We start from the raw sequence: 12,595 nt of genomic DNA on the forward strand, positions 1-12,595 counted from the left end.
TGCAGTTGTCGCTACAGGCAAAGAGAGCCACCATTACGGCAGTTAAAAAATCGGTATGGCCAGATTTAAATATTCAATTAGGTGGACGTCATTTTTCGGATGATGGCAGCAACGCAGCTGTCATGTCAGCGTTCGCACAGGTTCCCACTTTTGACAGAAATCAAGGGAAGATATTCACTGCAGAAGCTCAACTCACCCAGACTGCACACGAATTTCAAGGAATGCGCCTGGAGGTGAGGCAAAATGCTTATGTTTTGTTTTTACAAGCGCAACAGAGTCAGTATGAAGCGAAACTTGTCACTGATTCACTGCTACCTTTGGCACGTAAATCAATTAAGCTTGCTAAAGATGGTTACCAAATGGGTCGTTATACATACATAGAATTGTCAACTTCATTAAATTCTTTATTTGAAGAAGAGCGACATTATCAACAAGCTCATGCTGATTATCACAAAGCATTAATTCAACTCACCGGACTATTGGGATTACAGACGCTTAAGGATAGTAAATGAAAATAATGAAACCCTTTTTTTCCTTTTTATTATTGTCTTTTGTTTTATATGCAATAGGGGTGGCGCCGCTTTTTGCAAGTGAAGACCACGGCGGTGCTGCAGAAAGCGAGCATGAAGAAAGCGAAAAAGGTCCCAAAGGCGGACGACTTTTTAAAGAGGGTGCTGTTTCTCTTGAATTACTTATATTTGAAAAAGGAATGCCTCCTCATTTTCGAGCTTATGTGTATCAAGATGGAAAACTCATCTCTCCTGAGAAGATTCAACTTAATTTAGAATTGACGCGATTTAATAAAAAGAAAGATGCAGTTACTTTTATCCCCATGGATAGTTTTTTGCAAAGCCAACAAATTATTGAAGAGCCGCATTCTTTTGATGTATCTATTCAATTAAACGTGGCAGGAACCGATTATAAGTGGAGTTATGAAACGTATGAAGGACGGATTAAATTACTCCCCGCGATGTTAAAAGCTGCAGACATTCAGATTGGGGCCGCAGAAAGTCAAACAATAAAAACCAAGCTAAAAGTGGTAGGAAAAATACTTCCTAATCGCGACACCATGACGCCTATATATGCACGTTATGCCGGCATTATTAAAACAATGAATAAAAGCCTGGGCGATGAGATTAGCAAAGGACAACCGTTGGTCACGATAGAGAGTAATGAAAGTCTGCAAAGTTATACGATTAATGCACCAATCACAGGGACTATCGTACAAAAATATGCAACGAATGGTGAATTGGCACAAAATACAAAACCTATTTACGACATTGCTAATTTAAATGATGTTTGGGCAGATTTTACGCTCTATCGCAAAGAAGCTCCTTTGATAAAACAAGGAATGCCAATTATTGTCACAGGTGATGAAGGCAAGCCTAAAACAGACAGCGTTATTTCTTACATTGCACCATTAGGGATTGAGGACAGCCAAACAACATTGGCACGCGCTATTTTGCCTAATGAGCAGCGACTTTGGTTGCCAGGTATGTATGTCAACGGCCATATCATCATCAAAGAAAAAACAGTTCCTGTGGCAGTTCTTTTATCTGGATTACAGCGAATTAACGATGAGGATGTGGTGTTTGTTCAGCAAGGTGATAATTATGAAGCGACTCCAGTTACTCTAGGACAACGAGATGATACTTGGGTTGAAGTAGTATCGGGGCTTAATGCAGGACAGAACTATGTGACAAAAAATAGTTTTTATTTAAAGGCAGAACTGGGTAAGGAAGGCGCGAGCCACGAGCACTAAGGATGCAACATGCTGGAAAAAATAATACGTTTTTCTTTAAAACATCGCTGGTTTGTTCTGTTGTTTACCTTAGTTATTGCGCTTTTAGGCGTTTATAACTTTCAACGGCTACCTATCGATGCTGTACCGGATATTACCAATGTTCAAGTACAAATTAATACCCAAGCATCAGGGTATTCTCCATATGAAGTAGAACAACGGATAACCTTTCCTATCGAGTTGGCTCTCAGTGGGCTGCCTAATCTGGATTACACTCGTTCTTTATCGCGATATGGCTTATCTCAGGTCACTGTTGTTTTTAAAGATGGAACCAATATTTTCTTTGCACGACAATTGATTAATGAACGTCTGCAAGAAGTAAAAGACAAACTTCCTCCTGAATCTGAAACCACGTTAGGTCCTATTTCTACAGGTCTTGGGGAAATTTTCATGTATACGGTTACTAATAAACCCAATACAGACCAGAAGAAACAGTACAATCCTACAGAATTACGTACTATACAAGATTGGATTATTAAACCTCAATTACGAAATGTTGAGGGTGTTGCGGAAGTAAACACCATTGGTGGTTATGAAAAGCAATTTCATATTACCCCAGATCCCTTCAAACTGGTTCGCTATAATTTAAATCTAAACGATGTCGTAGAGGCCTTACAACGTAATAATGCCAATGTGGGTGCAGGTTATATTGAGCATAATGGTGAGCAAAATCTTATCCGTGTGCCAGGACAAGTTCAAAACATTCCCGATATTGAAAACATTGTTATTGCCAGTTTTGAAGGCACACCCATTCGCATACGCGATGTTGCTGAGGTTGCTTTAGGTAAAGAGTTGCGTACAGGAGCTGCCACTGAAAATGGTCAGGAGGTGGTATTGGGTACGGTATTTATGCTCATGGGCGAAAACAGCCGAACGGTATCTGTGCGTGTAGCTGAGAAAATGAAAGAGATTAATAAATCTTTACCTGCAGGTGTCGAGGCTGTCACTGTTTATAATCGTACCTCCCTGGTGAATGCAACCATTAATACGGTTAAGAAAAATTTGCTTGAAGGTGCTTTGCTGGTTTGTGTGGTGCTCTTCTTGTTTTTAGGTAATATCCGAGCGGCGTTAATTACCGCTATGGTCATACCACTTTCCATGTTGCTGACCATTACCGGAATGGTGACTAATAAAATCAGTGCGAATCTCATGAGTCTTGGTGCCCTTGATTTTGGTCTGATTGTCGATGGTGCAGTAATTATTGTCGAAAACTGCATTAAGCATTTAGGTGAGAAGCAACATGAATTGAAGCGCCTCTTGTCACTAGAGGAGCGTTTAAAAGTAATTTCTTATGCAACTACTGAGGTGATTCGCCCCAGTATTTTTGGTGTGTTTATTATTACGGTCGTGTATCTACCTATCCTTACCCTAACCGGGGTTGAAGGTAAGATGTTTTTACCAATGGCTGAAACCGTTATTTTGGCCTTGATGGCTTCCATGCTTTTCGCACTAACCTTTGTTCCAGCAGCTATTGCGATTTTTTTAAGTGGACGTGTCCAGGAAAAAGAAAATTGGCTGGTCATGCATGTGTCGCACGGTTATGAATATGTATTACGCCGTTGTTTTCATGCAAGGAAATGGGTGATTGGTGGGGCGGTAATGCTATTAGTTGTGAGCCTGCTTCTTGCGTTTCGTTTGGGTGGTGAATTTATTCCGAGCCTGGATGAAGGGGATATTGCGATGCATGCCATGCGCATACCAGGTACAAGCTTAACGCAAGCGATAGCCATGCAAGATTTGGTAGAGCAAAAGGTGAGACAATTTCCTGAAGTGAAAACAGTATTTGCAAAATTGGGGACTGCAGAGGTTGCTACAGATCCTATGCCTCCTAACGTTGCTGATACCTTTATTATGTTAAAGCCGCGTAAAGAGTGGCCTAATCCTAAAAAGACAAAACAGGAGTTAGTTGCGGAAATCGAAGAGGCGGTAAAACAGGTTCCTGGTAATAACTATGAATTTACCCAGCCCATACAAATGCGCTTTAATGAGTTAATTTCTGGTGTACGTAGTGATGTTGCGGTTAAAGTATTTGGTGATGATATGGATACTTTGCTGGAGATTGCAGAGCAAGTGAGTGCACAACTTCAGAAAATACCAGGCGCTGCAGATGTGAAAGTAGAGCAGGTGAGTGGTTTGCCTCTTTTAACTGTTGAGATTAATCGCGATGCCTTAGCGCGCTATGGCCTGCAAATTGGAACTGTTCAAGATGCCATTGTCATTGCAACTGGCGGCAAGAAAGGTGGAGAGCTTTTTGAAGGGGATAAACGTTTTGATTTAGTAGTTCGTTTGCCTGAAGAGGTGCGCTCAAGTTCTGATGTCTTAAGACAGGTATTTATTCCTTTACCTCTAGCTAAAGACGGAGAAAAGCATTTTATTCCTTTAAGTGAAGTAGCTAAATTCGTGCGCAGCGAAAGTCCTAATCAAATAAGCCGTGAAATAGGCAAGCGCAGAATAGTGGTCACTGCGAACGTACGTGGTAGTGATTTAAGCTCCTTTGTGATAACTGCTAAACAACGAATTTCCCAAGATGTGACATTGCCTAGTGGCTACTGGATTGCGTGGGGTGGGCAGTTTGAGCAATTACAATCAGCGTCAGCCAGATTGCAAATTGTTATTCCCATTACTTTGCTTGGAATTTTTCTTTTATTGTTCATGAGCTTCGGTGATGTTAAGAACGCCTTGCTGGTTTTTACCGGAATTCCCCTGGCTTTGACCGGCGGTGTCTTTGCTTTATGGTTACGAGGCATTCCTTTTTCTATTTCTGCAGGGGTTGGTTTTATTGCGTTATCTGGTGTTGCTGTACTGAATGGTCTCGTAATGATTACCTTTATTAATAAACTACGCGAGCAAAAAGGTTTTTATTTAAAAGATGCTGTTTTACAAGGTTCTCTTGCACGCTTACGCCCAGTATTAATGACTGCTCTTGTAGCCTCACTTGGGTTTGTACCCATGGCCTTAGCAACAGGCACGGGATCAGAGGTGCAACGACCGTTAGCGACAGTGGTGATTGGTGGAATTATCTCCTCCACCTTTCTTACCCTGTTAGTTTTACCAGGTCTTTATTATGTTTTTCATGCACGTGAAAAGAAAAACAAAAAAATAATTAAAGAGAGTTAAATCATAACGTTATCTTTAAATTAGAAGTACGTCACTTTGACTAATTGGGTTTCATCATCTAAATTTACAGTTAAATACTTGTTTAAGTGTTTAACTGTTAGGTGAATCATTATGAATGATGACCAAATTACAGCTTTAACTGACACACTTCACATCATGGGTGAGCCCAATCGCCTTAAATTATTATTAGCCTGTTTTAATAGTCCTAAATCTGTGTCCGAATTAGCTGATGAACTCCAGTTATCCGTTCCTTTAGCCAGTCATCATTTAAGTTTGCTACGCTCTGCCAGACTACTCATTGCCGAGCGTGAAGGCAAATACATTTACTACCGTATTTTCGATACTCATGTCCGTTGTATTTTAGATGACATGATTAATCACTTTACCGAAGAGAAGGAGAATTAAAATGGGCATTTTTAAACGAATTTTCGCAAACTTTATGAATGGCCATCATGGTGGTGGATATCAAGGTGGACATCACGGTAGAAGCAAGCACGGAGGGTACTACAATTCAAATTCTGGTGCTTCAAATAACAAGGTTTGCATGCAATGCCAATCCTATGTAGCACCTGATGCGCGCTTTTGCGGTCAATGTGGTAACGATATGTCTACAGCGACAACTTGCCGTTGTGGCGCTGCAATCAAAATGGGATCTAAATTTTGTGGTCAATGCGGAGCGTCATTATGAGTAATTTGATATCCACTACCTTTTTAGTGCCTGGATTGGATTGCCCTTCCGAAGAGAAGCTCATCAGAAAGCAATTTCAAAATGTGCCTGAAGTGGATTCTCTTGATTTCAACTTTATTGCCGAAGAGGTGACGATACATCATCAGGCTGTAAATATCGATGAACTACAGCAAAGGATTGAATCATTAGGTATGGGGGCACAGCCTAAAACGCTTAATGCCTCAAAGGAGTTGGATAGGAAAGAGGGACGGGATATTTCTTGGACCATCATAATAATATCTGCTTTTTTTGCCCTTTTTTCAGAAATAGTCGCTTATTCTGGTGGAACAGAATATTCGATTTGGGTCATTGTGCCTGCATTGATAGCAATAGTTTTAAGTGGACCACCTACTTTCAAGAAAGGTTTTATGGCTTTGCGAGCTAGAGCGATGAACATTAATAGTTTAATGCTCATTGCAATCATCGGTGCTTTTTTTATAGGGGCATGGCCTGAGGCAGCCATGGTCACTGTCTTGTTTGCACTTGCAGAACGAATAGAGCGTTATTCTTTAGATAAAGCACGTTTGGCAATACGCAGTTTAATGCAAATCGCACCAGACGTTGCATTAGTGAAGCAAGCGGATGGTTCCTGGTTATCCTCACCAGTGCAGCAAGTGCCGCTCAAGGCGCTCGTTAAAGTTAAACCCGGTGAGCGTATTGCACTTGATGGAGTAATTGTTTCTGGTCAAAGTACTGTAAATCAGGCTCCTATAACCGGAGAATCAATGCCGGTGAGTAAACAAGTGGGGGATAGCGTTTTTGCTGGAACATTAAATGAACATGGCAGTTTCGAATTTAAAGTGAGTAAATTAGCGGGTGATACACTACTAGCAAAAATTGGTAAAGCCATTGAACAAGCTCAAACAGAGCGTGCTCCTACGCAGCGTTTTGTTGACGAGTTTTCTAAATATTATACGCCTATTATGGTTTTGATTGCTGTTCTGATTGCTTTAATTCCACCATTGGCGTTTGGATATCCTTTTTATGATTGGCTTTATATGGCACTTACTTTATTAGTTATTGCATGTCCTTGTGCTTTAGTTATTTCTACTCCAGTTACCGTAGTCAGTGGATTGGCCGCAGCTGCGAAAATGGGATTGCTTATTAAAGGAGGAAACTATCTTGAAACAGGGCATAAATTGCGACTGATTGCTCTAGATAAAACCGGGACTCTAACAGAAGGAAAACCGAAAGTTACGGATTTCATCAGTTATGATACAGACTTAAGTAAGGCGCAATTGTTATTAATCACTGCGAGCATTGATAGTCACTCTGAACATCCTGTAGCACATGCCCTGGTTACTTATTGGAGTCAGAATCAAGCCCAAGAGCCATTATTAGAGGTGAGCCAATTTTCTGCCTTGCCTGGGCGAGGGGTTAAAGGATTGGTTGAAGAAAAATTATATTACGTAGGAAATCATCAATTAGCTGAAGACAATAAAGTATGTGATGCTGAGGTTGAAAAGCAGCTAGAAGAATTAGAGTCACAAGGTAAAACCACGGTAGTACTTAGTGATACAACAAAGGTATTAGCTATCTTTGCGGTCGCAGATACGTTACGTGAAACCAGTATTGAAGCAGTCGCTAAGCTTCATCAACAAGGGATAAAAACCGCTATGCTCACTGGCGATAATGCGGTTACAGCTCAAGCGATTGCAAAACAAGTGGGGATTGATGAAGTAAAAGCCAATGTATTACCTACAGATAAGATGAGGGAGATCACTTTATTATTAGAGCAATATGGGGCTGTAGGCATGGTTGGTGACGGAATTAATGATGCGCCAGCTTTAGCTAAAGCTACTGTCAGTTTTGCTATGGGTAAAGGAACAGATACTGCTTTAGAGACTGCAGATATTGCGTTGATGAATGATAATCTTTCTATGTTACCCATCTATATTGATATAAGTCGGAAGACTGCGCGTATTTTGTTTCAAAATATAAGTCTTTCAATTGCTATTAAAGGCGTGTTTTTCATTTTGGCTCTTAGTGGTATTGCAACTTTATGGATGGCTGTTTTTGCCGATATGGGGGCTAGTCTTATAGTGGTGGCCAATGGTTTACGATTGTTACGCGTTAAAGAAGGCAGTGCTGAATAAGTGTTTTGATTTACCCCAATGCGGTGTATTGGAGAGTGATATGGAACGAGTATTCCGAATATTGATAGTGAATGCCTCATTAGGTAGCCGTATTATGTTGCGCAAACAACTGGCTAAATTTAATGTTGCGGTCAATTTTGCTTGGGATATTGATTCAGCCTTAGAGTTATCACAAAATGGCGTATATGATTTTGTATTAATTGATGACGGTTTTGAAACGCGTACCAAATGTCCTGGATTAATAGAATATCTGTTTAATAATGTATTGAATCAAGAAACACTAATGGTTGTTTTAACTTACAATAATCAACCTAAGTTTTTAAATAAGGTGCATTACTATCCTAATCCTACTAATGCACACGCTATTTTTAACCTATTGGAGTTTTTAACAAAATTAAATCCTGGATTAAGTCACGATAAATAGTTCAAAATAGATTAACCAGGCTACTATTTTTGTATGCTATGATGAAGTCATTATTCATTTAAAAGGACGGAATAATGGCTAAAATTAAATTGGTTTATTTGATAAGTGTTCTTATCGTAGGCTTCAATCTTACTTCGTGCGCAAAGGAAGATGGCTCTTCCACAGAGAATAATCATTCGCATCCTAACAAGTATCAACGCGTAGAGGAATCATCGTGAGTTTCCCTTGGATAGTGGGTATTATCGTATTCATCTCTGTCTTAATGGTCATCGGATTCATCTTTTTTCGTAAAAAGATGAATTCATTAAATTTAATAGGCGCTTTGATTATACTGCTTATTTTTGGTGCTATATTTTTACATGGCGTTTCATCTGCCTTATAACTCAAATAGATATAAGCGAACTCATTATTCTTTATTCTTTTTTGATTATAAAAGAGATGTTGCCCGTTCTTTCAAGGATAGCGGTATTAATAGCATCAAGATTTTCAGTATTTAATTTTTGGCGTAACTGGGCTAAAAGATCATTTTCACTGATGCTAAAACGTTTCATGTTTTTATAGTCTAATTTTCCATTTTTAACCAAATAATGAGAGCTTCCTTTGAATAAGAATCCAATGCTACTAAAGTAAAAACAGACTTTAGAGAGAATGAGGTGGAAAAAGACCAGAGTGAGTAATGCTTCTATGGTAATTCCTAATGAGTTAGCGGCAACAATCCCTCTGCTAATCACACCACCAGCAATAGCAATAATTAAAAAATCCATAGGGGTATTTAGATTAAATCGGTGATTTGTAAATCTAAATAGCAAAACACTTAAACAAAATAATATTAAACAACGAAGCCATGCACACACATATCCTGGATCGTTATTCAGCAAATCAATATATTCCATTTCTTCCTTCCAATGTCTTGATATGTCTTGAGCTATTTAATATAGCCATTGAAATAAAGATAATACATCATAGTTATCAGCATGACGATCATTCATCTTTCATAAACGCTAGTGGATTAACATCTAAATTGTAGAACTTGTATTAGTGAGCTGTGTTGTTAAATAGAGAGCTTACGTAATTGAAAAAGAGCAGGAAAGAGGCATTTTGATTTACCTAATACCCAAAACACTGTTTAACCTCTGAAAAGACAGCTTTCAATTCCCCATTATTTTATAACTCATTGATTTTATATAAATTATTCAGAATTGGTCACTCCAACAGCACTGGAATATATAACCGTATCGCACTTAAATACACAAACTTTACAATGGTATTTTTATAATATAATTTTAATATTAACACCCATTTGACGATTTTGGGTTTTAATATTAAAATTATACTTATGAAACTAAGTAATGAACATACATTGAAAGGACTATTCGCAAGACCAGTCTTTTACGCCGCAGAGGCACGCGAAGCAGGTATCCATCCCAGCCGACTCAGTTATTATGTAAAAACTAATCGGATTGAGCGTATTGGTCATGGCGTTTATCGTGGTGTTGAATCTTCTGTTGATGCTGATTTTCAATGGGAAGATCTAATTATAATCTCTAAAAGTATTCCGCAGGCGATAGTCTGTCTAGTCTCAGCGTTGACTCTCTATGAATTGACAGATGAAATGCCAAGAGAGCATTGGATAGCCGTTCCTCATTCTACTACAGCACCGAAACGAGAACACACACGTATTGTCAGGATGCGTGATATGAAAACAGGTAAAACACTGCATACAATAGGAAAGGAAACAGTCGCCATTTTTGATAGGGAAAGAACGATAATAGATGCTTTCCGCTATCTAAGTAAGGAAATTGCCATTAAAGCGCTTAAAGCAGCTGTGAGTGGTAGAGCGACAAAAAAATTGGATATTAAAAAGCTTCAGCAGTATGCAATACAATTTCGAATTAATCTTGAGCCTTATATTTTGACGGTGACAACATGAATGAACAAGCTTTAAAAGCACGCCTGAAACATATTGGCAAAGAAAATGGTAAAAGTTTTAATGAAGTCTGGAAGCTTTTAGTTTTAGAGCGATTTTTAGCCAGGCTTTCTCGTTCTGAATATTCGGATAAATTCATATTTAAAGGTGGGTTGCTGTTATCCTATTACCTAACTATTGGTAGAGAAACAACCGATATTGATCTACTGGCAAAGCGGCTAAATACAGAAAAATCGAATGTAGAGCTAATCATGCAAGACATTTGTTTACTTAATCTGGATGATGGGTTTCAGATGCAGTTCATCCATCTTGACGATTTAGATCACCAACATATGAATTACCCTGGATTTCAAATAGGGATTGCCGTTCAATTTGGGGTGATGAGCGATAAATTTTTTGTAGATATTGGTGTGGGTGATGTCGTTGATCCAGTATTACTAGAGTGGCCATCCTTTAATTACAAAGAAAAGCCATTGTTTGATGATCCTATTTCGTTAGAAGTATATCCCGTTGAAACCATTTTTGCCGAAAAACTAGAAACTCTCATTTCTCGGGGTGCAGCTAATAGTCGCATGAAAGATTATCATGATTTGCTATTGTTATGTCGCAGCGAGGGTAAGTTGATTGATAAAATTCGGTTAAAGGAGAATATTAAACAAACATTTCAAAACCGGGGAACAGTATTTTCTATTCCAATTCAATTTCGCTCTGATGAGTTGGGGCGAATGCGGCTTCTTTGGGCTGGGCATTTGCGTGCCTTAGGTACACGTCGAATCCGATTGTTTGGTTTGCCAGAAGAGATAGATTCAGTTATTGATGAACTAAATCAATGGCTTCTAATTCTTTAAGTAATTTTTTCACTTTGAATACCTTATTAATTTGGAATCGGAGTTAGTTCAATTCCATTTTTTATTAAATCGCTGGTTTCTGCAATGATGCATAATTTCTCTATGTTACCAATGTTTAATATTATGGGGCGTGGATTTGACCTTTTTAAATCTCTGAATATTGCTAATCTAAATTCATGCTGCCACTCATAGGTCTTTAACTTTCTAAATATGCCCATTCTGCCGCTGAAGCTATCTTCTTCATAATCTACGTGGGTATGTAGATACGGTTCCCCGGGACATGCATAATAATATTCTTTTTTATTAAGGGCTTTATGAATTTTTTCTAAGAATGTAGCAATGCATTCTGGTTTGATGATAATTGCCTTATTTCCAAATTCTTGAAATTGATGAGAAAAAATAACTTTTCTTTTCGAAAAGTGTGGCTCCTCTAGTGGAATTCCAGTCATGCACAATATATTTATATTTTTTGAGCTTGAATGACGCAGATTCATCCTGCTACATACGTTCAAAGGGATGCCGTCCATCAGTGGCTCCTACAGGATCAAAACTTGCTGATACACCTTCTAGATCATCTTCTCTGAGAGGAAAGTTTTCTCGTTGTTCAATTTTATTGAAATATTCAATATTTTTAAGATAAAGCCTACCTTTAATAAAATCTTTAACATATTGATCATTTAAAAATTTTATTAGAAGACCAAGTTGTTTTCTGTCTCTATAAGTATTTTTACCTTCAATAATTGACAGTAAGTCTTCCGATGTTTCCGCTACAATTTTTAATATTAAACGTACTGGCTTAGTCATTCTTCTTCCAATGTTAATTTATTGTGTATAGGGCACTCAGGTTCAGAGTTTAAAAATTGCATCAGATTTTTTTGTCTGACAAGTACTCGTCTAAAATATTTATGTTATAAGTTTAGTTGATAAAAATGAGAAGCCCCAATCTGGGGCAATAGAGATATACAGGGACTCTTTATGTAGTTTGAATAAATACATTACTTATTTACAAAACAATAAGAGAATCATACAAGAGGTAGCAAACAATGTGACTGAAGATACCAATGCAAATTTACTAAATTGCTGTGTCTTTTGCGTGAAGGAGTGAGCCTCAATCAATGAGTCAGAGATCAATTTCTGTATAGCTTGAACCGATTCTTTAGTAGATTCATGCAGCAATTTGGTTATAGCTTCTTTACTACTGGCCAATGCTGCATTGAGAACCTTTTCAGCTTTTTCTTTGGCATCATCTTTCCATTGAGAGGAAATGCCTTCCATTTCCTCTCGGAACTGTACCAGCAAATCCTGTTGGGCTTTTCGATTTTCTTCAATCAGTTGTTCATTCATAGTTTGAAGCATGAGGATTGGATCGTCTTTGCCCAAAAGTACACCATGTTTGACAGTGATGTCTTGAACGATTTTATCAAGTTTCTCTGACATTAGATCACCCTGGCGCTATCCAGCTGCCCAAATAGCTGATCGCGAACGATTTTCAAGCGTTGACGGGTCATAATGCTTTTCTCTGGCGTACCCAGTACTTCATCGAAGGTCAGCTTTTGTTGAAGCATTTCAGTTAAATCTCGGCCGTAGGTTTCTTTTTTCAGATCGGGGATTTGAATTAAGGCTGATATCCTGTCTTTGTTATCTCGGTAGGCTTT

At 38.5% G+C, this 12,595-nt stretch carries 13 protein-coding genes and 1 pseudogene; 9 read left to right on the plus strand and 5 right to left on the minus strand.

Annotated elements, in window-relative coordinates; genetic code table 11:
* The 7 genes from Q0495_RS09365 to Q0495_RS09395 all read left to right on the plus strand — a co-directional run.
* The coding region (locus Q0495_RS09365; protein ID WP_298625295.1) for a TolC family protein at positions 1 to 512 on the plus strand (512 nt) is incomplete at its 5' end.
* The gene (locus tag Q0495_RS09370; RefSeq protein WP_298625296.1) at positions 509 to 1,762 is read left to right on the plus strand and encodes an efflux RND transporter periplasmic adaptor subunit; all 1,254 of its coding nucleotides are present in this window, start codon (positions 509 to 511) and stop codon (positions 1,760 to 1,762) included. The genes Q0495_RS09365 and Q0495_RS09370, both read left to right, overlap by 4 nt.
* A 9-nt stretch (positions 1,763 to 1,771) precedes the next feature.
* Positions 1,772 to 4,918: a CusA/CzcA family heavy metal efflux RND transporter gene (locus tag Q0495_RS09375; protein ID WP_298625299.1), complete on the plus strand. Its 3,147-nt coding sequence runs from the start codon at positions 1,772 to 1,774 to the stop codon at positions 4,916 to 4,918.
* Between the two features lie 108 nt (positions 4,919 to 5,026).
* Complete coding sequence (locus Q0495_RS09380; RefSeq protein WP_298625327.1) at positions 5,027 to 5,323, plus strand: helix-turn-helix transcriptional regulator; 297 nt, start codon at positions 5,027 to 5,029, stop codon at positions 5,321 to 5,323.
* 1 nt (position 5,324) lies between these two features.
* Positions 5,325 to 5,606, plus strand: coding sequence for a zinc ribbon domain-containing protein (locus tag Q0495_RS09385; RefSeq protein WP_298625302.1), 282 nt, complete (start codon positions 5,325 to 5,327; stop codon positions 5,604 to 5,606).
* Positions 5,603 to 7,741, plus strand: coding sequence for a cation-translocating P-type ATPase (locus tag Q0495_RS09390; protein ID WP_298625305.1), 2,139 nt, complete (start codon positions 5,603 to 5,605; stop codon positions 7,739 to 7,741). Before Q0495_RS09385 ends, Q0495_RS09390 begins: the two co-directional genes overlap by 4 nt.
* Positions 7,742 to 7,781: 40 nt before the next feature.
* Complete coding sequence (locus Q0495_RS09395) at positions 7,782 to 8,165, plus strand: hypothetical protein (RefSeq protein ID WP_298625308.1); 384 nt, start codon at positions 7,782 to 7,784, stop codon at positions 8,163 to 8,165.
* 413 nt (positions 8,166 to 8,578) lie between these two features.
* On the opposite strand, the gene Q0495_RS09400 is transcribed toward Q0495_RS09395, so the two are convergent.
* Positions 8,579 to 9,058, minus strand: a complete 480-nt coding sequence (locus Q0495_RS09400) for a DUF421 domain-containing protein (RefSeq protein WP_298625311.1) — start codon at positions 9,056 to 9,058, stop codon at positions 8,579 to 8,581.
* Between the two features lie 443 nt (positions 9,059 to 9,501).
* Between Q0495_RS09400 and Q0495_RS09405 the strand changes: the two genes are divergently transcribed.
* The gene (locus Q0495_RS09405; RefSeq protein WP_298625313.1) at positions 9,502 to 10,095 is read left to right on the plus strand and encodes a type IV toxin-antitoxin system AbiEi family antitoxin domain-containing protein; all 594 of its coding nucleotides are present in this window, start codon (positions 9,502 to 9,504) and stop codon (positions 10,093 to 10,095) included.
* A complete protein-coding gene (locus tag Q0495_RS09410; RefSeq protein WP_298625315.1) occupies positions 10,092 to 10,940 on the plus strand; it encodes a nucleotidyl transferase AbiEii/AbiGii toxin family protein in 849 nt (282 codons plus the stop codon). Before Q0495_RS09405 ends, Q0495_RS09410 begins: the two co-directional genes overlap by 4 nt.
* 26 nt (positions 10,941 to 10,966) lie before the next feature.
* Here the strand turns inward: Q0495_RS09410 and Q0495_RS09415 are convergent, their stop codons facing one another.
* The 4 genes and pseudogenes from Q0495_RS09415 to Q0495_RS09430 all read right to left on the minus strand — a co-directional run.
* Positions 10,967 to 11,467 (minus strand): hypothetical protein, encoded by a 501-nt coding sequence (locus tag Q0495_RS09415; RefSeq protein WP_298625318.1) that lies wholly within the window; start codon positions 11,465 to 11,467, stop codon positions 10,967 to 10,969.
* A complete protein-coding gene (locus tag Q0495_RS09420; protein ID WP_298625321.1) occupies positions 11,439 to 11,744 on the minus strand; it encodes a hypothetical protein in 306 nt (101 codons plus the stop codon). Before Q0495_RS09420 ends, Q0495_RS09415 begins: the two co-directional genes overlap by 29 nt.
* Before the next feature lie 195 nt (positions 11,745 to 11,939).
* Positions 11,940 to 12,377: a conjugal transfer protein TraM gene (locus tag Q0495_RS09425; protein WP_298625324.1), complete on the minus strand. Its 438-nt coding sequence runs from the start codon at positions 12,375 to 12,377 to the stop codon at positions 11,940 to 11,942.
* A pseudogene (locus Q0495_RS09430) lies at positions 12,377 to 12,595 on the minus strand (conjugal transfer protein TraL); the annotation flags it as partial. The gene Q0495_RS09425 and the pseudogene Q0495_RS09430, both read right to left, overlap by 1 nt.

It is taken from the genome of uncultured Legionella sp. (genome assembly GCF_937871865.1).
In the GTDB taxonomy this organism is placed as follows: domain Bacteria; phylum Pseudomonadota; class Gammaproteobacteria; order Legionellales; family Legionellaceae; genus Legionella.